Source organism: Streptomyces sp. NPDC054883 (assembly GCF_053610645.1).
Map to the genome: position 1 here is coordinate 30672 of NZ_JBSGYT010000002.1, position 20652 is coordinate 51323.

A 20652-nucleotide genomic window follows, 5' to 3' on the forward strand; every position below is an offset into this window, starting at 1 on the left:
GCCCCTGTCGCACGTCCGAATCCCGACGGGATGGCCGGAGGTGACGGACGGCGGTGGACTGCGGCCCCGCGATGGTGTGAAATCACCTCACAAGAACGTACTCCCGGGGATGTAAATCCGGGGGTCAGGAGAGGCCCACCCATGAGAACAGAGCGCCCGCCGGTGAAACAGGACCGGGCGGTACGCACCCGGCAGGCCATATTGGTGGCGGCGGCGACGGTGTTCGAGGAGTACGGGTACGAGACCGCCAAGCTCTCCGACATCGTCAACATCGCCAAGGTCACCAAGGGCGCCCTGTACTTCCACTTCGGCTCGAAGGAAGCACTGGCGCAGGCCGTCATAGACGCCCAGAACCAGGGGCAGCCGCAGGCCCTGCCGCAGGAGTACAAGGCGCAGGAGTTCCTGGACATGGGCATGGTCTTCTGCCACCAGTTGCGGCACGACGTGCTCATGCGGGCCAGTGCCCGGCTCACCCTGGACCGCGCCGGTCAAGCCCTCGACAAGGCGGCCCCGTACGAGGCCTGGATCGCCCTGCACACCGAGGTGCTGGCGGAGGCGAAGCGGCGCGGGGAGCTGCTGCCGGGCGTCGATCCCGCGGTCCCCTCGCAGTTGATCGTGGGCGCGTACGCCGGTCTCAACACGATGTCCCACACGCTCGGTCTGGACATGGACCGGCAGGTCTCGGAGCTGTACGCGCACGTCATGCCGAGCGTGGTCGTCCCGGCCGTGGCGATCCGGCTGGACACCGCCCCCGGGCGGGGTGCGCGGGCGCTCTTCGGCGGGCAGGGCGCGCACGAGTGCCGGGAGGGCTGCCCGGTGGGCGTGGCACCGCGCGAGAACGGCGCGGCGGCCGGACCGGCTGTCAACGCGCCGGGGACGCTGGGCGCCTGACGGCCCCTCCTTCCCCACGAGCCCCTTGGTTTTCGCTTCCCCCCTTCCCAAGAAGATGCTTCCGGGTATTATTTTTTGGGGGCGATGCCTCCTGGGTCAGGGGGAGAAGACTGTGGACATTCAGGTGCTCGGAGTGCCGCGCGTCACCGAGAACGGCGTACCCATCACGGCGCCCACGCCTGAGGCGCGGCACCTGCTGGCGGCGCTGGCCGCCTCTCCCGACCGCGTCGTGCCGGAGACCGTCCTCGCGGACGAACTGGCCCACCGCACCTCGTCCCCCTACCACCACGCCGTCCTGCACACCGCCGTACGCCGGCTGCGCGAACGGCTGGCGGAGGCGCTGCGGGCCGGGTCGGTACGGACTCCCGAGGCCGTGCTGTCCGTCAGGGCCGGCGGGTATGTTCTCGACACCGGCGGCGGCCGGTCCGACGTCCGGGAGTTCGAGCGCGAGGCGGGCGCCGGATACCGGGCCATGGGCCGGGGCGACTTCGAGCAGGCCGCCCGCCGGCTGCGCCGCGCCCTCGCCTTGTGGACCGGCCCCGCGCTGGACGGCATCGACGTCGGCCCTTGGCTCGGCGCCCGCGTCGCGGTGCTCGACGCCGACCGGCGCTCGGTGCTGGAGCAGTGGGTCGAGGCCGAACTGGCGCTGGGCCGCAGCCGTGAACTGCGCCTGGAACTGGCCGGCCTGCGCGGGGCCGGCGGGGAACGGGCCGACGGCGCCTTCCTGGCAGGTGTGCGCCGGGCCGAGGAACGCGTCGAGGCCCTCGGCTCCGCCCGCTCCCTCACCGGTACGCCCGTGGCGTGTGGTGCTTGACCCTCCGCCGCGCGGAACCTAGGTTCAAGATCCGGGCTGAAAACAGCAGGTCGGACGGGGGAAGTGCCGTATGGGGGACAGTGGGATACGGGACGGGGACGCCGGCGCAGGCGTGCTCGCCGTGCTGGAACTGCTCGCGGAGGAAGCGCCGCAGAGCGCCTACGACGCCCTGCTGGACGGAGCCCGTCGCGGGCGGGCGGACCCCGCCCGACTCGGCGACCTCACGCGTGCGGTGGCGCTGGCCCGGTCGGTCCGGGCGAGCGCGAGCCGCAGCAAGCAACGCGAGGCGGCGCTGACCGCCCTCGTCGACACCGCGCACGACCTGACCTCCCCCTACGACATCGACGGTCTGCTGCGCCTGATCACCCGGCGGGCCCGGCGCCTCCTCGGCTTCGACATGGCGTGGCTGTCCCTGAGCCGCCCGGACGGCTCCGCCTACGTACGGACCTCCGAAGGCGAGACCACCGCCCTCAACATCGGGCTCGAACTCGGCAGCGGCACCGGCCTGGGCAGCATCGCCCAGCAGCGCCGGTCCCCCGTCTGGACCGCCGACTACCTGAACGACGACTCCATCGCGCACGCGCCCGGCATCGACGCCGTCGTCCGGGCGGAGGGGCTGCACGCGATCATCGCGGTACCGCTGCGGCGCGGGGACTCCACCCTCGGCGCGCTCTACGGTGCCGACCGCTGCGTGCGCCGGTTCACCCCCGACGAGATCGGGCTGCTGCTCTCCCTCGCCGACCTGGCGGCCGTCGCCCTGGAGAAGGCCCGGCTGCTGGAGCAGACCCGCGACGAGGTCACCGAGCTGGCGGCCTTCGGCACGCGGACCAACACCGCCCTCACCCGCGTCCGCTACCTGTGGGAGTGCCACGCCCGGCTGGCCGGACTGGTCCTGGACGGAGCCGGGCTGGTGACCTTGGCCCGGGCCACCGCCGACGCGCTGGACGGCGTGCTCCAGGTCCGGGACCCGGGCGGGCGGGTGCTGGCCGTCACCGGTGAACTCCCCTCCCTGGAGCCGGAGGCGGTGACCCGGGCCGCGCTCCAGGCGCTGACCGGGCGGCGTCCCGTGAAGCTGCCCGGGGAGGTGTGGCTGGCGCCGGTGCTGGCGGGCGCCGAGGACCTCGGGGTGCTGCTGCTGAGCGCGTCCGCGCCGCTCGCGGAGGAGGACGTACGGCTGCTCCGGCTGGCGGCGCAGTCGGTGGCCTCGCTGATGCTGATCCAGCGGGGCACGGCGGCCGCGGCAGGGCCCGTGCACGACGAACTGCTGGCCGATCTGCTGGAGCGGCCGCACTCGTTCGAACTGCGCCTCGCGGAGCGCACCCGGCGGCTCGGCGTCGACCTCGACCGGCCGCACGTGGTGGTCGTGGCCCGGCCGGAGGGCGGCGAGCTGGGCCGGGCGGTGGCCTGGGCGTCCTCGTACGCCTACCGGATGGGCGGCCTCAAGGGCGTCCGGCGGGGCTGCATCGTGCTGCTCCTGCCGGGTACGGACGCCTCGGCCGCCGCCCACCGGGCCTCGGGGGAGCTGTCGCCGCTGCTGGGCCACCCGGTGTCGACGGGCGCCGCCGGGCCGGCCGGGGGCCCGGGGGAGGTGGCCCGGGTGTACGCGGAGGCGGTGCGCTGCCTGGACGCGCTGACCGCGCTCGACGGGGCGGGCGGCACGGCTTCGCTGCGCGAACTGGGATTCGTGGGGCTGCTGCTGTCCGCCGATCACGACGTGGAGGCGTACATCGCGTCGACGATCGGCCCGGTGCTGGAGTACGACGCGGACCGGCTGACGGACCTGACGCGGACGCTGGACGCGTACTTCGCCTCGGGCGGCAGCCCCACGCACGCGGCGGAGGCCCTGCACGTCCACCCGAACACGGTGTCCCGCAGGCTGGAGCGGATCACGGAACTGCTGGGCGAGGGCTGGCAGAAGCCGGGTCAGGCCCTGGAGATCCAGATGGCGCTCCGGTTGCGCAAGACCCGCGCGGTCCTGCACGCCCGCCGCTCGACGGAGCCCCGCGACGCGCACGCCCCCTGATGCGCGCGAGCCCCGGCACGGGCCGCCGCGCGGGCGGTCGGGGCGCAGCGGGCGGTACCGCGGCTCCCTCTCGACCGGGTCAGCAGCGCGCCAGCGCGGCCCGGGGCCGGTGCGCGCGCACACCGGGGTCCGGGTCCGGCGAGGCCACCGGCAGCCGGCCGCCCAGCCACAGCCCCGCGTGCGCCACCGACGCCAGCGTGACGTGCCGGTGCCACCCCGACAGGGACCGCCCCGCGAAGTCCCGCAGCCCCACCCGGTCCATGCTCGCCCCCGCCGCCCGGGACACGGTCCCGGCCTCCTTCGTCAGCCGCACCAAGGCCCCCGGCGCCACCCGCGTCATGTCCGTGACCCACATCCGCCCCGGCAGCCGCCGCGCATCGGACCACTCCCCGAACAGCAGCATCTCCCGCCCCGCGAGCAGCACCCGTACCGCCGCCACGAGCGAGCTGCGCCGCGTCCCGGGCCGGTCCGGGTCCGCCCACTCCACCGGCATCCGCATCCCCCGTACGTTCTGCAGGATGTCCCGCGCCGCCATCGGCAACGCCCCGTAGTTCGGCAGCCGCTGGTCCGCCACCCCGAGCCGCGCACCGGGGCTGACCCGCGCCACCACCGGCACCCGGGCCTGCGCGAAGCGGCCCAGCACGGCCCGGGTCGCGATGCCGGGGACGTCGAGCACGACGGGCCGGACACCCGCGGCGGACCCCCGGGCGAGCTCCGGCACCCCCTCGACCGCGCAGGCTCCGTAGGAGTCCGCCGACTCCGCGGACTGCGCCGGCCCCGCGCCGCCGAGGAACAGCCGCCACGCCACCGGCGTCGCCACCCCGCCCGAGGTGAACCACGTGGCGAAGGCCTGCTGCCCGCGGAACATCTGCCCCTGGTACGGGTCGAAGCGGTTCCCGACGCCCACCGAGTGCTCCCCGCCGCGCGGGATCGCCACCGGCTGCACCACCCAGGCGCCGAGCGGCGCCGACCGGGCGAGGTAGTGCGCCAGCGCGGTGCGGATCGGCTGCCAGTCCCAGGTCGAGCCGGCGATGAAATGGTGCAGCGCCTGCTCCTCGGCGGCGCCGCCGGAGCCGGTCTGCAGCGCCATGTTGCGGATCGACTTGCGCCCCTCGGCGGCGAGCAGCCCCCGTACGTACTGACGTCCCCGGTCGCGCTGGTCCCGGCGCCGCAACGGCGCGAACACCGCGGCGCACAACTCCTCGACGACCCCGTCCATGTGGTCGGGCCGGCCGGTCCCCGTGCCGGTGCCGGTGTTCACGCGCTGCCCCCTCCGTCGACTACCCCCACCGTCCGCCCCCGGGCCGCCCCGCGGGGAGGTGCGCCGGGCACACCCCTGCCGCCCGCGGTGGTGGGGCGCCCACCACCGGGCGGCGCGGAGCGGGTCCGATACCCCAGACTGGGCGCATGTCGATTCACCAGAACCTGCTCGGGGGCCCCGCCCCCACCCACCTGCCCGACGAGCCCGGCCGCGAAGCCCTCGCGGCCGGGACCCCCGCCGCCGAGGTGGCCGCCGCCCACCCGACGTCCTCGCTCGCCTGGGCCACCCTGGCCGACGACGCCTTCGCCGCCGGCCGCACCGTCGAGTCGTACGCGTACGCCCGTACGGGCTACCACCGCGGCCTGGACGCCCTGCGCCGCGCCGGCTGGAAGGGCCACGGCCCGGTGCCGTGGGAGCACGAGCCGAACCGCGGCTTCCTGCGCGCCCTGCACGCCCTGGCGCGCGCCGCCGAGGCCATCGGCGAGAAGGACGAGTACGAGCGCTGCTCGGCCTTCCTGCGCGACTCCTCGCAGACGGCGGCGGACACGCTCGCGTAACGCCCTGGCCTGCTGGCCTAGAGGGGCCCCGGAACTCCTGTTTATGATGCGAGCAGGGGACCGGGGCTCCACTTACCTCACCGGAAGGAGCGGACCGCTACCCGGAAGCACGTGTCGAGGAGACAGAGATGTCGCACGCCCTTGATGCCTCCGGAGCCGGTTCGGACACCCCGAACCTCGACTTCGCCGGCACCACCCCCTACGAGGACTACGTCCAGGCGGACGTCCTCACCCACCTCCAGCACCTCCGCTCGGACGACCCCGGCGAGATGGTCTTCCTGGTGACGACCCAGGTCATGGAGCTGTGGTTCACGGTGATCGTCCACGAGTGGGAGACGGCCGCGAAGGCCCTCCGCGAGGACCGGATCCCGGCCGCGATGGACGCGCTGAAACGTTCCCTCCGTGAGCTGGAGGCGCTCAACGCCTCATGGCGCCCGCTGGCCCAGCTGACCCCCGCCCAGTTCAACTCGTACCGCTCCGCGCTCGGCGAGGGCTCCGGCTTCCAGTCGGCGATGTACCGCCGGATGGAGTTCCTGCTCGGCGACAAGTCCGCGTCGATGCTGGTGCCGCACCGGGGCGCCCCGCGCGTCCACGCGGAGCTGGAGAAGGCCCTCCAGGAGCCGAGCCTCTACGACGAGGTGCTGCGGCTGCTCGCGCGCCGCGGCCTGCCGGTGCCCGCCTCGGTCCTGGACCGGGACCTCTCGCAGCGCTACGAGCCGTCGCCGCAGGTCGAGGCCGTCTGGACGGAGCTGTACGCCGACCCGGACGGGCAGCCCGACCTGCACCGGCTCGGCGAGGTGCTGACGGACGTGGCGGAGCTGGTGTGGCGCTGGCGCAACGACCACCTGGTGGCCACCCGTCGTGCGATGGGCGCGAAGACGGGCACGGGCGGCTCCGCGGGCGTGACCTGGCTGGAGAAGCGCGCGCAGAAGAACGTGTTCCCCGAGCTGTGGACGGCGCGCAGCCATGTCTGAGCCGACGACGACCGGGACCCGGCCCGTCCCGGGGGATCTCGCCGGTCGCGCCGCGGCGCTGGACGCCGCCGACGGACTCGGCGAGCTGCGCGAGCGCTTCACCCTGCCGGAGGGCGTCGTCTACCTGGACGGCAACTCGCTGGGCGCCCTGCCGGCCGGCGTCGCCGCCGCCACTGCCGATGTGGTGAACCGCCAGTGGGGCGAGCTGCTCATCCGCTCGTGGGACGAGTCCGGGTGGTGGACCGCGCCCGAGCGCGTCGGGAACAAGATCGCCCCGCTGATCGGCGCGGCGCCCGGCCAGGTGACCGTCGGCGACTCCACCAGCGTCAACCTGTTCAAGGCGCTGGTCGGCGCGGCCCGGCTGGCGGACCCGGCCCGCACCCGGCTGCTGGTCGACGCCTCCACCTTCCCCACCGACGGCTACATCGCCGCGTCGGCCGCCCGGATGACCGGCCTGACGGTCGTCCCGGTCGACCCCTCGCAGGCCGCGGCCGCGATGGGGGCGGACACCGCCGTCGTCCTGCTCAACCACGTCGACTACCGCACCGGACGGCTGCACGACCTGCCGGCCCTCACCCGCGCGGCCCGGACCGCCGGGGCCGTGACGGTCTGGGACCTGTGCCACTCGGCCGGGGCGCTGCCCGTGGGCCTGGACGAGAACGCGGTCGACCTCGCGGTGGGCTGTACGTACAAGTACCTCAACGGCGGCCCCGGTTCGCCCGCCTACTTGTACATCGCCGAACGGCACCAGGCCGCCTTCGACTCCCCGCTGCCCGGTTGGAACGGGCATGCGGAACCGTTCGCGATGACACCGGACTACGTCCCGGCGGCGGGCGCGGCGCGCGCCCGGGTGGGGACCCCGGACATCCTGTCGATGCTGGCGCTCGAGTCGGCCCTCGACGCCTGGGACGGGGTAACGGTCGAGGCGGTGCGGGCCAAGTCCCTCGCCCTGACGGACTTCTTCCTGGAGTGCGTGGCCGCGTACGTCCCGGCGGGCGCCGTGGAATCGGTGACCCCCCACGAGCACGCCCGGCGCGGCAGCCAGGTCTCGCTGCGTTCCGAGAACGCCCGCGCGGTCATGGCCGAACTCGTCGCCCGGGGCGTGATCGGGGACTTCCGGGCACCCGACGTCCTGCGTTTCGGGTTCACCCCGCTGTACGTCGGATTCGCCGATGTGGAGCGCGCGGCCCGGACGCTGGGTCACATTTTCGGGTGATGTAGCGGAGAAACGTCACATCACGAGGCACATCACAGCGCGGGCGGAGCTTCGGCTCCGCCCGCGTCCACATTGCCTCGGCCCGCCACGTAACGGCGTGTTCAGGCCTGATACGGTCCCGCTCTGCCGGAACACCGGAACACCGGAACACGTGTCCCCGCCGTAACTCCTGCTGCTCCTGTTCACCTTTGCCCCATGCGTTACCGAGAGGTTGAGCCGATGACGGACCCCGCAGTCGAACGGGACGCCGCCGAGTCCGCTTCGGCCTTCTCCCATCCGCCGGTCGAGCCGGACGTGAGCGCCGCGTACGGGGAACACCCGGACCAGGTCGTCGACTTCTACGCCCCGCGCGGCGCCGCCCCGGGCCCGGCCCCGCTGGTCGTGGTCCTGCACGGGGGCGCCTGGCGGGCCCCGTACGACCGGCACCACGTGACCCCGCTGGCGGACTTCTTGGCCCGCCGGGGCTTCGCCGTCGCCAACGTCGAGTACCGGCGCGGGAGTTCGCTGCCGCACCAGGGCGCCGAGGCGCCCGTCGCGGGGCGCTGGCCGGAGACCTTCGACGACGTCGCCGCCGCCATGGACGCGCTGCCGGGGCTCGCGGCCCGGGCGCTGCCGCAGGCCGATGTGCGCCGGACCGTGGTGACGGGCCACTCCGCCGGCGGGCACCTCGCCCTGTGGGCCGCGGCCCGGCACGTCCTGCCGGAGGGCAGCCCCTGGCGGCTGCCGTCCCCGCCGCAGCTGCGCGGGGTGGTGGCGCTGGCGCCCATCGCGGACTTCGCGGTGGCGGAGCGGATGGGCGTCTGCGGCGGCGCGTCGGCGCAACTGCTGGGGGGTGCCCGGTACTGGGAGGAGCGGCTGCCGCACGCGGACCCGGCCGCCCTCCTGCCGACGGGCATCGCGACGGCCGTGGTGCAGGGCCGGGACGACATCGTGGTCCCGGAAGAGGTGGCGGAGGCGTACGTCGCCGCGGCGGCCAAGGCGGGCGAGCTGGTCGGGCTGACCCTGCTCGACGGGGTCGGCCACTTCCCGCTCATCGACCCGGCCGCCGACGCCTGCGCGGTGGTCGCCGAGGAGATCTCCCAGCTGGCCTGGTGACGGGACAAAAGCGCCCCAAGGGGCCTGGTTCTGGCCTTGTTGATCTTCCGGCGTGTCCGGTATCCGACAGGTGGGTTGGCTGATGATGCCCACCTGGCTACGGTCGTTCGGGGCGTGGGACATCCCGCCGTTGCCCTCTGGACGGTCGCCGGTTTCCCGTCCGGTCGAGCGAAGGGGAGCATGCATGGCCGAGGACGAGCGGAAGCTCTGGCTTTCCGTCTACAGCACGGCGGGCGGCTGGCAGGCCGACCAGGTCTTCGCGGACCGGACGAGCGCGGCAGCGCCCGCGATCGCCGTCCACGAGGGCAAGCTGTACTGCGCTCACCGGGGCGCGCGGCAGCAGGACGGCCGGTACCTGCCGCTGCGGGTGACCACGTACGCGCCGGAGCTGCTGGACGTACTGCGGGGCGAGGTCACGCGGGAACGGCTGCTCGGCGAGGCGGTCGATACGCCGGCCCTGACCGCCCACGACGGCGAACTCCACTGCGCGCACACCTTTGACGACCCGTCGGGCCGCCGGTGCATCGCCGTCACCCCGCTCACCGGGGACGGACCGGAGGCGCCGGCCCGGGCCCTGGAGGACGGGATCGCCCCGGCGCTGGTCTCGTACGGGGACGCGCTGCACCTGCTCGCCGTCGCACCGCTGCACGGAAAGATCATCCACCGGGTGGCGCGGACGGCGCGCGGACCGTGGGAAAAGCCGGCCGGGGGCGACGGCGCGTACGGGATGCTGCGCGTCTGGAACAGGAACGGCAGCTGCCCGGCGAACCTGTCCGCCACCGTCCACGAGGGCAGCATCCACCTCGTCTACCGCTTCGGTACGGACGACGCCCGCCTGATGCACGCGGTCTACGACGGCACCGCCTGGCACAAGCCCGTCCCCTTGGGCGAGGGCCACACCAGCCGCCGCGGCGCGGCCGTGGCCTCGTACGACGGCAGGCTGCACGCCGTGTACCCGTCGTCCCGCGCGGACCGGCTCCGGCACGCGGTCTTCGACGGCAGGACCTGGGACGAGGGCACGGACCTCGACGAGCACGACAGCCGCAACACCCCGGCGCTGGCCCCGGTCCACGACACGGTCACGGGCACGTACACCCTGCTGCTGGTGCACCGCTCCGCCTGACACGCGCCGAAGGGGCCGGGTGCGCTGCGGCATCCGGCCCCTTCGGCGGGCGGACCGACCAGTGTTCCTACGGGAACAGGGGGTCCTACAGGAACGAGTTGATCTCGATGGTCTCGGTCCGGCCCGGGCCGACGCCGATCGCCGAGATCGGGGCGCCCGACATCTCCTCCAGTGCCTTCACGTACGCCTGGGCGTTCTTCGGGAGGTCCGCGAACGTCTTGGCCTTGGTGATGTCCTCGGACCAGCCGGGGAGGTTCTCGTAGATCGGCTTCGCGTGGTGGAAGTCCGACTGCGAGTACGGGAGTTCCTCGACGCGCTTGCCGTCGATCTCGTACGCGACGCAGACCGGGATCTGCTCCCAGCCGGTCAGCACGTCCAGCTTGGTGAGGAAGAAGTCCGTCAGGCCGTTCACGCGGGTGGCGTAGCGGGCGATCGGGGCGTCGAACCAGCCGCAGCGGCGGTCACGGCCGGTGGTCACACCGCGCTCGCCGCCGATGCGGCGCAGGTCCTCGCCGTCCTGGTCGAACAGTTCGGTCGGGAACGGGCCCGCGCCGACGCGCGTCGTGTAGGCCTTGAGGATGCCGATGACGCGGCTGATCTTCGTCGGGCCGACACCGGTACCGGTGCAGGCGCCGCCCGCGGTGGGGTTCGACGAGGTCACGAAGGGGTACGTGCCGTGGTCGACGTCGAGCAGGGTGCCCTGGCCGCCCTCGAACAGCACGACCTTGTCCTCGTCCAGCGCGTTGTTGAGGATCAGGGTGGTGTCGGCGACGTACGGCTTGATCTGCTCCGCGTACTGGAGCATCTCCTCCACGATCGCGGCGGCGTCGATCGCGCGGCGGTTGTAGAGCTTCGCGAGGAGCTGGTTCTTGCCCTCCAGCGCCGCTTCGACCTTCTGCTGGAGGATCGACTCGTCGTAGAGGTCCTGGACGCGGATGCCGATGCGGTTGATCTTGTCGGCGTACGTCGGGCCGATGCCGCGGCCGGTCGTCCCGATCTTGCGCTTGCCGAGGAAACGCTCGCCGACCTTGTCGAGGGTGACGTTGTACGGCGTGATCAGGTGCGCGTTGCCGCTGATGAGCAGCTTGGAAGTGTCGATGCCGCGCTCGTTCAGGCCGCGCAGCTCGGAGAGCAGGACGGCCGGGTCGACGACGACGCCGTTGCCGATGACCGGGGTGCATCCGGGGGAGAGGATGCCGGAAGGGAGAAGGTGCAGCGCGTACTTCTGGTCGCCTACGACGACCGTGTGGCCGGCGTTGTTGCCACCCTGGTAGCGCACCACATAATCAACGGATCCACCGAGCAGGTCGGTGGCCTTTCCCTTGCCCTCGTCACCCCACTGAGCTCCGAGCAGCACAAGAGCGGGCACAGGCGTACACCTCTTCCGGATGGGGCATGTCCAAGGTCAGGGGGCGTACGACGATGTACACCGCAGGCTGAGCCGTCGGACCGGTACCCCGGAATAGACGAAGGCCCTGGCGCAATAGCGCAAGGGCCTCTTGCACAAAGATGCTACCCGAGGAAGGACCGAGGTGTCGGCTCCAGAGCCCACCATGAGCCATGCGGGCGCGCCGGTAGGCGGCCTGCTCGTGCTCGTCGACCCGGTCGCCCGCCGTCTTGACGGCGAGTCCGTGCGGATCGCGAAAGATGTGTTGTGCGCCGGCGCCGCGGCGAAAATTTCTCTCCCCGACTCGCCGGAGGAGTTCGCGCGGGCGCTCGCCCGCCGAGGTCATCGGCGGCTGGTGATCGTGGGCGACGACGGGGCTCTGCTACGGGCTGTCACCCTCTTGCACCGCTCGCGTGACCTGTCGGGGGAGCCCCTGTCGCTGATCCCGGTGGGACCGGTGGGCTCCCTCGCCCTGGCGGTGTCGCTGGGCGTGCCGCTGTCGGCGGTGATGGCGGCGCGGGCGGCGCTGGACGGGGCGGTCCAGGCGCGTGACCTGCTGGTGGACGACAGCGACGGGGTGGTGCTGGGCGGTCTGCGGATCCCGCCGCCGGCGCGGAAGCAGGTTCCACCCGTACGGAGCTACCGGTCGTTGCTCCGGATGCTGCTGCCGAGCCCCCCGGGGGCCGGGCAGCCGGAGGCGGGGCCGGTGCACCGGCTGAGGGTGGAGGCGGACGGGGTGGTGCTGGCGGACGTGGACCATCCCGTGCAGGACGTCGCGGTGGTCACCCGCGAGCCGGGCGGCCCGGCGGAGGTGGTGGTCCGGCTCGCGGGGTGCGCGGCCCTGAGGCGGCGGGCCGCGACGGTGACGGTGTCGGGCGCGGACTTCCGCTACCGCGCCGACCACGCCGCCGTGACCGGCCCGCTGCGCCGGCGCACGTGGACCCTGCGCCCGGGTGCCTGGTCCCTCACGGTGCCGCGCTGACGCCGTCGGGGCCGGGCGCCGCTAGAAGGTGACCAGCAGCTCCCGCAGCCCCCGGATGACGTACCCGTCCCGCCACTGCGGCTCCGCCACGAGCCGCAGCGGCGGCGCCCCGGCGGCCAGCAGGGCGCCGAACGAGGCCGTGAGCTCCAGCCGGGCCAGCGGAGCGCCCAGGCAGTAGTGGATCCCCGCCCCGAAGCTCAGGTGGGGGTTGTCGGTGCGGACGAGGTCCAGCGCGTCGGGGTCCTCGAAGCGCGCCGGGTCCCGGTTGGCGGAGCCGAAGAGCAGTGCGACCTCGGCGCCGCGCGGGATGACGGTGTCGCCGATCCGGATCTCGTCCAGCACCCAACGTTCGAACATTTGTAGGGGTGTGTCGTACCGCATGAGTTCGTCCACAGCTGTGGACAACTTTTCGGGATGACACCGGAGGTCCGCCAGCTGTGCGGGATTGCGGAACAGAGCCCACCAGCCGTTGACGGTGGTGTTGACCGTCGCCTCGTGGCCCGCGTTGAGCAGCAGCACACAGGTGGAGATCATTTCCTGCTCGCTGAGCCGGCCCTCCTCGTCGTGGGCGGCGATCAGGCCGGAGACCAGATCCGCCCCGGGGCGCCCCCGCCGCTCGGCGATCACACCGCGTAGGTAATCGCTGAATTCAACGCTCGCCCGGACGGCCCGCCGCGCCGTCTCCTCGTCGGGCCGGAGCTCGAACATCCCGCAGATGTCCGCCGACCAGGGCCGCAGCAGGGCGCGGTCGGACTCCGGGATTCCGAGCAGCTCCGCGATCACCGCGACCGGGAGCGGCTCCGCCACGGCGGTCAGCAGGTCGCCGCCCCCGTCGGCCAGCAGGGCACCCGCCAGTTCCCCGGCCAGCCGCTCGACGGCGGGCGCGAGGCGCTCCACCGTGCGCGGGGTGAAGGCCTTCGCCACCAGCCGCCGCACCCGCGCGTGCGCGGGGTCCTCCAGGTCCAACAGCCCGTTGCCGTTGAGGACGTGGAACGGCTCGTGCTCCGGCGGCGGAGCCTGCTGCCCGAACTCCTCGTGCGTGAAGCGGTGCAGGTAGGTGCGCCCCAGCCGCCGGTCCCGCAGCAACGCGCTCACATCGGCGTAGTGCGGCACCAGCCACTGGCCGGTCGCCTCCGACCACACCGCCCGCCCCTGCCCGCGCAGCTCCCGGTAGGCGGGATACGGGTCGGCTACGAACGCGGCATCCCACGGATCAAAGCGCATCCCCGCAGCCTAGATCGACAACCCCCTTTCCGCCGTCACCTGTCGGCCGACCGGCCTGATCCCCCCTCAGCCCGGGGTCACCAAACGGGTCTCGTAAGCGAACACCGCGGCCTGGGTGCGGTCGCGCAGGCCCAACTTCACCAGGATCCGGCTCACATGGGTCTTGATCGTGGACTCCGCCACGACCAGCCGGTCGGCTATCTCCACGTTCGCCAGGCCCTGGGCGATCAGGACCAGCACCTCCGTCTCCCGCTCCGTCAACTGCGCGACCCCGCCCGGGTCGGCGAGCTTCGGCGCCTCCGCGAGCTTCGAGAACTCGGAGATGAGCCGCTTGGTCACCGAGGGGGCCAGCAGCGCCTCACCGCCCGCCACCACCCGCACCCCCTCGGCCAGCTGCCGCGCGGACGCGTCCTTGAGCAGGAACCCCGACGCGCCCGCCCGCAGGGCCTGGTACACGTACTCGTCGAGGTCGAAGGTCGTCAGGACCAGCACCTTCGCGCTCGTGTCGGCGGCCACGATCCGCCGCGTCGCCTCCAGCCCGTTCATCTCCGGCATCCGGATGTCCATGAGCACCACATCCGGCCGCAGGGCGCTCACCTGCGCGATGGCCTGGCGGCCGTCGACCGCTTCGCCGACCACCTCGATTCCTTCCATCGCGTTCAGCAGGACGGAGAAGCCCTCGCGGACCATCATCTGGTCATCGACGATCAGCACCTTGATCGTCATGCCGAGTGCCCCTGCGGTGACGGTGGGAGCGAGGCCGAGGACCCGCCCGCCGATGACGACGACTCCGCAGCCCGGCGCACCGGTATGAACACGGCCACCTCGTACCCGCCCGCCGTCGTCTCCCCGGCCGTCATCTCTCCGTCCAGCATGGTCACCCGCTCCCGCATCCCGGTGATCCCGTGCCCCGCGCCCGGCGAAGGCGGTACCTGCTCCGTCGGCGGGCCGTTGACGACCCGTACCCCCAGACCGCCGAGCACGTACGACACCTCCACCCCGGCCGCCGCGCCCGGCGCGTGCCGCAACGAGTTGCTCAGCGCCTCCTGGATGATCCGGTACGCCGACAGCTCCACGCCCTGCGGCAGCTCCCGGACCGCCCCGGTGACCGTCTTCTCCACACTCAGCCCGGCCTCCCGCACATTGGCCAGCAGCCCGTCCAGCGAGGCCAGCGTGGGCTGCGGCGCGTCCGGCGCCTCGTAGTCCGCGGAGCGCACCACCCCCAGCACCCGCCGCAGCTCCGTCAGCGCCGCCACCGCGTTCTCCCTGATGGTGACGAACGCCGCCTCCAGTTCCGCCGGCGGATTCTTCACCCGGTACGGCGCCGCCTCCGCCTGGATCGCCACCACCGACATGTGGTGCGCGACCACGTCGTGCAGCTCGCGCGCGATGGTCGTCCGCTCCTCCAGGAGCGTGCGCCGGTCCCGCTCGACGGCCGTCACCTGCTGCTGCGCGGTGACCTCCCGCTCGGCCTGGCGGCGGGTGTTGCGGACCGTGACCGTCAGCAGGGTGAGGGCGGAGACGAACGCCATGGGCGCCGCATTGACCGACTCGTAGGTGCTCGTCAGCACGGGCATCGCCGTCCCGAACACCACGGTGATCACCCACAGCCAGACGGCCGCCCGGGGCCGGCTCCGCATGGCGACGATGGTCAGCACCGCGAGGTAGGCGACGAAACTCGTCGGCGACCACGGCCAGGCGACGTTGCGGTCCTCGACGAGCGAGAGGACTGCCGTCGTACCCAGCGCCACCCAGAACGCCCCCATGGGACGCACCAGGGTCATCACGACCGGAACCACCGCTATCAGGCCCGTGAACAGGCGCAGCGAATGCGGCACACCGTAGGAGTTGACGCTGCTGGTCAGCAGGATGATCACCACGATCAGCCCCACCAGCGCGTGCGGAAGGTAGCCGGCCCTCGCGCGTATGCCCGCGGGCAGCAGCCGCAGCAGCGGGCCGCGCACCCGCACCGGTTGCAGGGGCCGGTAGGCGAACGCGTCGCTGATCAGGTCCTGGCGCAGGATCTTCAGGAGTCCCGAAGCCATTGTCAGTTCCGGTGTCCGGGCTGTCCCCCCGGCGGTCGTCTCGGTCATACATGAACCGTAGGTCCGCGCCCCCCTCATCCGCGTCGCCGCTGATGGGGATATCCGCGGCTCCCCCTCAAGTACTACGGCGGTGCGTCAGTAGCCCGTCGGACGGACCAGGCCCGTCTCGTACGCGAACACCGCCGCCTGCGTCCGGTCGCGCAGACCCAGCTTCACCAGGACGCGGCTCACATGCGTCTTGATGGTCTGTTCGGCCAGGACCAGGTGCTGGGCGATCTCCGCGTTGGACAGGCCCTGCGCGATCAGCGACAGCACCTCCGTCTCCCGCTCCGTCAGCTCGTCGATCCGCGCCCGGGACGGCGCCCGGGGTGCCCCGAGCCGGGAAAACTCGGTGATCAGCCGCTTGGTGATGTTCGGCGACAGCAGTGCCTCACCGGCCGCCACCACGCGCACGGCTTCGGCGAGCTGGTCCGCCGAGGCGTCCTTGAGGAGGAAGCCGGAGGCACCGGCGCGCAGGGCCTCGTAGACGTACTCGTCCAGGTCGAAGGTGGTCAGGACGAGCACCTTCACGGCGGCGGCGTGGTCGGCGGTGATGACGGACGTCGCCTCGATGCCGCCCATACCGGGCATGCGGATGTCCATCAGCACCACGTCGGGACGGAGTTCGGCGACCTTCGCCACCGCCTCGGCGCCGTCCACGGCCTGGCCGACGACCTCTATGTCGGGCTGTGCGTTCAACAGCACGGTGAACCCCTGCCGGACCATCATCTGGTCGTCGGCGATCATCACCTTGATCGGGGCACTCATGAGGCCTTCTCCGTCTCGTCGGTCCTGGGCGCGGCGCCCCCGGGCAGATCCATGGGCAGCACGGCGCTCACCTCGTACCCACCGCCGGGGCGGGGACCGGCGGCCAGCTCGCCGCCCAGCATGCCCGCCCGCTCGCGCATCCCCAGCAGCCCGTGCCCGGCGCCGGGGGACGGCGCGGCCGCCCGGGTCGGAGCGCTGTTGGCGACGCACAGGTGCAACTCGCGCGGCCCGTACGCGATTCCGACCTCGACCCGGGAGCCCGGCGCGTGACGCAGGCAGTTGCTCAGCGCCTCCTGCACGATCCGGTACGCGGTGAGCTCGGTGCCCGGGGTCAGGGGCCGCCGGATACCCGCTGTTTCCGTGGTGACCTCCAGCCCGGCCGCCCGCACGTTGTCAGCGAGGGCGTCGAGTTCGGCGAGGGTGGGCTGCGGATGGTGCGGGTTCGCCGGATCGTCGGGATGCTCGGAGCGCAGCACACCGAGGACGCGGCGCAGTTCGGTGAGGGCCTCCAGCGCGTTCTCCCGGATGCCCGCCAGGTTCTCCTTGAGTTCCTCGGACGGGTTCTCCACCAGGTGCGGGGCGACCTGAGCCTGGATGGAGATCACCGACATGTGGTGCGCGACGACGTCGTGCAGCTCGCGGGCGATGCGGCTGCGCTCTTCCAGCAGGGTCCGCCGCGCCCGCTCCTCCTCGGTCAGGCTCTCCTGTGCGACGAGCTGGCCGCGGGCAAGGCGCATCGCCCGCAGCGCGTAGCCGAGGAGCCCGGCGAAACCGAAGAGGAGGAGGGCCACGACGAAGCTGGTCTGGGCCTTCTCCGGCCTGAAGAACCCCTCGGCCACGGCGGTGGCGGCGAGCGAGACGCCGATGACCGCGATGGTCACCCGGGGCGGTACGCGCAGGGCCACCAGCAGGATCAGTGGGGCGAAGGAGAACGGTCCGATGGCCGTCCACGGCCAGAGCTGGCCCGGCCCGACCTGGCCGCGGATCGTCCAGGCGATGAAGGCGGCGGTCAGCAGGCCCAGCCACCAGGCCGCGACCGGACGGAACATCGCGATCACCAGGGAGAAGCCGGTGAAGATCGACAGCAGGACGCTGCCGGGGCCGTGGGCGTCGTAGTGGTCCTGGAGCTGCACCAAGGTGAGGAAGCCGAAGAACACCGCCGCGTAGACGACCAGGGCGTGGGGCAGCCGGGCCAGCCAGCGGGGCCGCGCCATCGGTGGCAGCGGATCCTTCCGCAACGTGAACAACTCCCCTGCCAGACCGCGCCGGTCACGGCCAGGTGTCAGGGGGGCCGGGAACGGGGATTCGCTCTGTACATTCACACCGGTCAGCCTAGGCACGGGTGACCTCGCTGATCGGAGCCCCTCGGCCGTCGCGGGGAGCCGGAGAGGTCCGGGTGACGGGACCGCGGCGCGGGGGTGTGCCCTGCTCGTACGCGTGGAACGCGGCCCAGCAGGCGGCCAGCGCGGCGGTGAACAGGGGGAGCCACAGCAGTCGGCTCGCTATCCATTCCGGAGAGCCGGGCACGGTGTGCAGCCCGGGCAGATCCGCTGAGACGAGGAGCCCGAGGGCGGTGACGGCCATCATCGCGGTCTGGTGCCAGAGGAATACCGTCATCGCGGACAGGTTCAGCAGTGCCACCTTCGCCCACGTCCGGGGCCGCCGCATGGCCCGGGCGAGCGGTTCCCGGAGCAGCAGGGCCAGCCCGCACTGGGCCAGACCGAAGCTCACGGCGGCGAGGGTGGGCGGGTTGAGGTTGGACACCGGGGCGCCCGGGACCCCCACCATCGACGCGGGATAGCCGCCCCACAGGACGAGCCCGGCGGCAGCGACGGCGCCCGCCGCCAGCAGGGCCACCGCCGGGGCGCGGCGGCCGAACGCGCCGCGGGACCAGGCGGCGCCCAGCGTGAAGGGGACGAGCCAGCCGGCGGCGACATTGACCCAGCCGACCCACTCGGGGCCCCCGAGGCCGAACCGCCAGACATCCACGCCCGCGACCACGGCCAGCGGCCACACCGGCTGGAGCCGGGACACCAGCGGCGTCGCGGCGGTGAGCGCCGCGAAGACCAACAGGAACCACAGCGGGGAAAGGACGAGCCGAAGCAAGGTGTGGAGGGTGCCAGGTGCCACCCCGCCGAGCAGCATCCCGGCGGAGGCGACGCCCCACAGCGCGAGCACCGCGGCCACCGGACGGAACAGCCGGCCCAGCCGCTGCCGCACCCAGGTGCGGTACGGAACTCCCCGCGCCCGGGCCGAGGCGTACCCCTGGGCCGCGACATGGCCGCCGACCAGGAAGAACACGGCCAGTGTCTGGAACACCCACGAGACGGGCGCCAGCCACGGCATGTGCGCCAGCGGGCTGGTGCTGCTCAGGGCGCCGTCGCCCGCGGTCAGCGCGGTGACGAGCCAGTGGCCCAGCACCACGCCGAGGATGGCGAGGGCGCGCAGCGCGTCCACACTGCGGTCTCGGGAAGCCGGAGTCCCGGCGTGAACGCGGTCCGCGAGCCGGGACCAGCGGACGTGTGCGCTACGCACGGGAGACCTCCGGCGATGTGGCGGCGGGCCCGATGACGATGCGGACCAGGCTGGCGAGGGACGCGGTGCCGGGTTTGAGGTAGTCGCTGTGTCCGGCGCTTCCGGCGGCGAACGCGCGGGCTCCGAAGGCGCGGTCGACGGGGTCGGTACCGAACCCGACGCCGCCCAGCCGGACATGCGGGACGTTGCCGATCCAGTCGCGGCTGCCGCGCCCCGCCCACACCTGAGCCGGGGTGTGCAGTGCGGCCACGGAGTCGGCGCCCGTGCCCGGACTGCCGTACAGCACGAGGTCGGTGACCCCGGGGCCGGTACGGGTACGGGCGCAGACCACGGAGCCGTAGGAGTGGCAGAGCAGCGAGATCCGGGTCCCGGGGCGGCTGAGGGCCTCCAAGCCGGGGAGGAAAGCGGCCAGTTCGGCGGCGGCCGCGTCGGCGCGGCCGGCCGTCAGGACCGTGGTGCTGACCGTGCCGGGGGTGTCGTAGCCGAGCCAGGCGACCACGGCGGAGTTCGGGTGCTCCGCCCGGAGGCGCTGCGCGAGGGTGACCGCCCCGGCACGGAATCTCTGGTAGGTGTCCAGCGTGGTGTCGGAACCGGGCACCAGGACGGTGACCCGGTCGGCGCTCCCCAGGTCGCCGAACACCTCGACGGCCCGGCCCTGCCCCCGGCCGTCGAAGGCGAGGAACCGGGCGGCGAATCCGTCCCCGCCCGAACCCTGCGCCATCGCCCGCAACTTCGCGGCCCGGCCGCTACGACCCGCCTCCTGCGCCATCCGGGCCGCGTCGGCGATGTTTCCGAGGTTCGCGGCGTACCGGCTGTGCGGGGCGGCCGTCGCGGCCAACGCGATGGGCTCCGGTGCCGGTACGTCCGGGGAGGCCGCGGCGGAGACGGGAAGCACCACGGCCGCCGCGATGAGCCCGGCCAGCAGGGTGCGGCGCAGACGGCTGCCGGTGGGGTTCAGGCGGCTGCCAGTGGCGTTCATGAGGCGTCCTTCGGTGGGCGAGCGTGGCGTTCTTCTCTGGTATCGAAGTTAGGAATCAGCCCCTCTCGTCGGCGTCCCGCTGGGGAGCGGCCTTCGCGGGTAGCTCTCAGGTATGACGCGGGCTACTCCAGAGCCAGGGGCGCCTTCGGGCAGGCGCATTGACGGGGTGTTATGGCGCGCCCCGGTGCCCGGCCACGGACCGGGCCACCGATGCCGCCCGGCGGGAAGCAGGCTCTGCGGCGGACCCGGCCGGCGAGCCGGTGGCGCCGGGGGCGGGGGCCGTGCTCGTGGCGGTGGGGGTCGTGCCGGCCGGCCGGTGGGGGCGCGGGCGGGCGCGTCCGGCGCGGTACACCGGGTGCCGCCGGTGCGGCCGGCCCGGCTGTGCGGGGGCCGTGCTCGTGGGGATGGGGCCGCGCCGTCCGATGCATCCGCGGGTGGGCGCGTCCGGCCCGGTCGGCCGGTGGCGCCGGTCGCCGGGGCGTGGTCGCGTTCGCCGCAGGACGCCGGGCCACTGCGCGGTGCGCCGGGGGCGGGCGCCCCGAACGTGGCGCGGCCGTCGCGGTCGGGGGGCGACCCACGTCGCCGGGCCGCGCCGTCCGATGCATCCGCGGGCGGGCGCGCCCCGAGCCCATGTCGAGGCCGGGCGTCACCAGTGCCGCCCCCGCCGTCGCGGCAGGCCCGGCACACCGCGCATGCCGACGGCGGTGGCGTACGTCGTCATGATGTGGGCGGGTGCCCC

18 protein-coding genes are annotated in these 20652 nt (G+C 73.3%); 9 read left to right on the forward strand and 9 right to left on the reverse strand.

Annotated elements, in window-relative coordinates; genetic code table 11:
- Positions 1-141 precede the first annotated feature (141 nt).
- The 3 genes from ACWGH1_RS02595 to ACWGH1_RS02605 all read left to right on the forward strand — a co-directional run bounded on the left by ACWGH1_RS02595 (position 142) and on the right by ACWGH1_RS02605 (position 3728).
- Positions 142-891 carry a ScbR family autoregulator-binding transcription factor gene (locus tag ACWGH1_RS02595; protein ID WP_453351794.1) on the forward strand — a complete coding sequence of 250 codons (750 nt, stop codon included), beginning with the start codon at positions 142-144 and terminating at the stop codon, positions 889-891.
- A 112-nt stretch (positions 892-1003) separates the two neighbouring features.
- Entirely contained in the window at positions 1004-1705 is a 702-nt protein-coding gene (locus ACWGH1_RS02600; protein ID WP_453351795.1) for an AfsR/SARP family transcriptional regulator, read from the forward strand.
- A gap of 70 nt (positions 1706-1775) precedes the next feature.
- Entirely contained in the window at positions 1776-3728 is a 1953-nt protein-coding gene (locus tag ACWGH1_RS02605; RefSeq protein ID WP_453351796.1) for a GAF domain-containing protein, read from the forward strand.
- A 79-nt stretch (positions 3729-3807) separates the two neighbouring features.
- Here the strand turns inward: ACWGH1_RS02605 and ACWGH1_RS02610 are convergent, their stop codons facing one another.
- Positions 3808-4947, reverse strand: coding sequence for an IS701 family transposase (locus ACWGH1_RS02610; RefSeq protein WP_453351823.1), 1140 nt, complete (start codon positions 4945-4947; stop codon positions 3808-3810).
- A 188-nt stretch (positions 4948-5135) separates the two neighbouring features.
- Between ACWGH1_RS02610 and ACWGH1_RS02615 the strand changes: the two genes are divergently transcribed.
- The 5 genes from ACWGH1_RS02615 (at position 5136) to ACWGH1_RS02635 (ending at position 9954) form a co-directional block, all read left to right on the forward strand.
- The gene (locus ACWGH1_RS02615; protein WP_453351797.1) at positions 5136-5546 is read left to right on the forward strand and encodes a DUF3151 domain-containing protein; all 411 of its coding nucleotides are present in this window, start codon (positions 5136-5138) and stop codon (positions 5544-5546) included.
- Positions 5547-5674: 128 nt separating this feature from the next.
- Positions 5675-6520 (forward strand): tryptophan 2,3-dioxygenase, encoded by an 846-nt coding sequence (locus ACWGH1_RS02620; RefSeq protein WP_453351798.1) that lies wholly within the window; start codon positions 5675-5677, stop codon positions 6518-6520.
- Positions 6513-7736, forward strand: coding sequence for a kynureninase (kynU, locus tag ACWGH1_RS02625; RefSeq protein WP_453351799.1), 1224 nt, complete (start codon positions 6513-6515; stop codon positions 7734-7736). The genes ACWGH1_RS02620 and kynU overlap by 8 nt, the downstream gene beginning before the upstream one ends.
- A gap of 219 nt (positions 7737-7955) precedes the next feature.
- Positions 7956-8831 carry an alpha/beta hydrolase family protein gene (locus ACWGH1_RS02630; protein ID WP_453351800.1) on the forward strand — a complete coding sequence of 292 codons (876 nt, stop codon included), beginning with the start codon at positions 7956-7958 and terminating at the stop codon, positions 8829-8831.
- A gap of 184 nt (positions 8832-9015) precedes the next feature.
- Positions 9016-9954 (forward strand): hypothetical protein, encoded by a 939-nt coding sequence (locus ACWGH1_RS02635; RefSeq protein ID WP_453351801.1) that lies wholly within the window; start codon positions 9016-9018, stop codon positions 9952-9954.
- 85 nt (positions 9955-10039) lie between these two features.
- On the opposite strand, the gene ACWGH1_RS02640 is transcribed toward ACWGH1_RS02635, so the two are convergent.
- Positions 10040-11323, reverse strand: coding sequence for an adenylosuccinate synthase (locus ACWGH1_RS02640; protein ID WP_190186053.1), 1284 nt, complete (start codon positions 11321-11323; stop codon positions 10040-10042).
- 184 nt (positions 11324-11507) lie between these two features.
- On the opposite strand from ACWGH1_RS02640, the gene ACWGH1_RS02645 reads away from it, so the two are divergent.
- Positions 11508-12323: a diacylglycerol kinase family protein gene (locus ACWGH1_RS02645; protein ID WP_453351824.1), complete on the forward strand. Its 816-nt coding sequence runs from the start codon at positions 11508-11510 to the stop codon at positions 12321-12323.
- A gap of 21 nt (positions 12324-12344) precedes the next feature.
- On the opposite strand, the gene ACWGH1_RS02650 is transcribed toward ACWGH1_RS02645, so the two are convergent.
- From ACWGH1_RS02650 to ACWGH1_RS02680, 7 genes are all read right to left on the reverse strand, one after another.
- Positions 12345-13547, reverse strand: coding sequence for a cytochrome P450 (locus ACWGH1_RS02650; RefSeq protein ID WP_453351802.1), 1203 nt, complete (start codon positions 13545-13547; stop codon positions 12345-12347).
- 66 nt (positions 13548-13613) lie between these two features.
- Entirely contained in the window at positions 13614-14273 is a 660-nt protein-coding gene (locus ACWGH1_RS02655) for a response regulator (RefSeq protein WP_453351803.1), read from the reverse strand.
- On the reverse strand, positions 14270-15640 hold the full coding sequence (locus ACWGH1_RS02660; protein ID WP_453351804.1) for a sensor histidine kinase: 1371 nt from the start codon (positions 15638-15640) through the stop codon (positions 14270-14272). The genes ACWGH1_RS02655 and ACWGH1_RS02660 overlap by 4 nt, the downstream gene beginning before the upstream one ends.
- Positions 15641-15727: 87 nt before the next feature.
- Complete coding sequence (locus tag ACWGH1_RS02665) at positions 15728-16399, reverse strand: response regulator (RefSeq protein ID WP_453351805.1); 672 nt, start codon at positions 16397-16399, stop codon at positions 15728-15730.
- On the reverse strand, positions 16396-17613 hold the full coding sequence (locus tag ACWGH1_RS02670) for a sensor histidine kinase (protein ID WP_453351806.1): 1218 nt from the start codon (positions 17611-17613) through the stop codon (positions 16396-16398). The genes ACWGH1_RS02665 and ACWGH1_RS02670 overlap by 4 nt, the downstream gene beginning before the upstream one ends.
- A 118-nt stretch (positions 17614-17731) precedes the next feature.
- The gene (locus tag ACWGH1_RS02675) at positions 17732-18934 is read right to left on the reverse strand and encodes an acyltransferase family protein (RefSeq protein WP_453351807.1); all 1203 of its coding nucleotides are present in this window, start codon (positions 18932-18934) and stop codon (positions 17732-17734) included.
- On the reverse strand, positions 18927-19913 hold the full coding sequence (locus tag ACWGH1_RS02680) for an alpha/beta hydrolase (RefSeq protein WP_453351808.1): 987 nt from the start codon (positions 19911-19913) through the stop codon (positions 18927-18929). The genes ACWGH1_RS02675 and ACWGH1_RS02680 overlap by 8 nt, the downstream gene beginning before the upstream one ends.
- Between the last annotated feature and the right edge of the window lie 739 nt (positions 19914-20652).

What these genes read in the sequence shown, in the direction of transcription:
- ACWGH1_RS02645 (WP_453351824.1), top strand. Translation starts at nt 11,508, where the DNA reads ATGAGCCATGCGGGCGCGCCGGTAGGCGGCCTGCTCGTGCTCGTCGAC.
- ACWGH1_RS02680 (WP_453351808.1), bottom strand. Translation starts at nt 19,913, where the DNA reads ATGAACGCCACTGGCAGCCGCCTGAACCCCACCGGCAGCCGTCTGCGC.
- ACWGH1_RS02650 (WP_453351802.1), bottom strand. Translation starts at nt 13,547, where the DNA reads ATGCGCTTTGATCCGTGGGATGCCGCGTTCGTAGCCGACCCGTATCCC.
- ACWGH1_RS02595 (WP_453351794.1), top strand. Translation starts at nt 142, where the DNA reads ATGAGAACAGAGCGCCCGCCGGTGAAACAGGACCGGGCGGTACGCACC.
- ACWGH1_RS02655 (WP_453351803.1), bottom strand. Translation starts at nt 14,273, where the DNA reads ATGACGATCAAGGTGCTGATCGTCGATGACCAGATGATGGTCCGCGAG.
- ACWGH1_RS02610 (WP_453351823.1), bottom strand. Translation starts at nt 4,947, where the DNA reads ATGGACGGGGTCGTCGAGGAGTTGTGCGCCGCGGTGTTCGCGCCGTTG.
- ACWGH1_RS02630 (WP_453351800.1), top strand. Translation starts at nt 7,956, where the DNA reads ATGACGGACCCCGCAGTCGAACGGGACGCCGCCGAGTCCGCTTCGGCC.
- ACWGH1_RS02670 (WP_453351806.1), bottom strand. Translation starts at nt 17,613, where the DNA reads ATGGCGCGGCCCCGCTGGCTGGCCCGGCTGCCCCACGCCCTGGTCGTC.
- kynU (WP_453351799.1), top strand. Translation starts at nt 6,513, where the DNA reads ATGTCTGAGCCGACGACGACCGGGACCCGGCCCGTCCCGGGGGATCTC.
- ACWGH1_RS02605 (WP_453351796.1), top strand. Translation starts at nt 1,776, where the DNA reads ATGGGGGACAGTGGGATACGGGACGGGGACGCCGGCGCAGGCGTGCTC.
- ACWGH1_RS02620 (WP_453351798.1), top strand. Translation starts at nt 5,675, where the DNA reads ATGTCGCACGCCCTTGATGCCTCCGGAGCCGGTTCGGACACCCCGAAC.
- ACWGH1_RS02660 (WP_453351804.1), bottom strand. Translation starts at nt 15,640, where the DNA reads ATGACCGAGACGACCGCCGGGGGGACAGCCCGGACACCGGAACTGACA.
- ACWGH1_RS02635 (WP_453351801.1), top strand. Translation starts at nt 9,016, where the DNA reads ATGGCCGAGGACGAGCGGAAGCTCTGGCTTTCCGTCTACAGCACGGCG.
- ACWGH1_RS02665 (WP_453351805.1), bottom strand. Translation starts at nt 16,399, where the DNA reads ATGAGTGCCCCGATCAAGGTGATGATCGCCGACGACCAGATGATGGTC.
- ACWGH1_RS02615 (WP_453351797.1), top strand. Translation starts at nt 5,136, where the DNA reads ATGTCGATTCACCAGAACCTGCTCGGGGGCCCCGCCCCCACCCACCTG.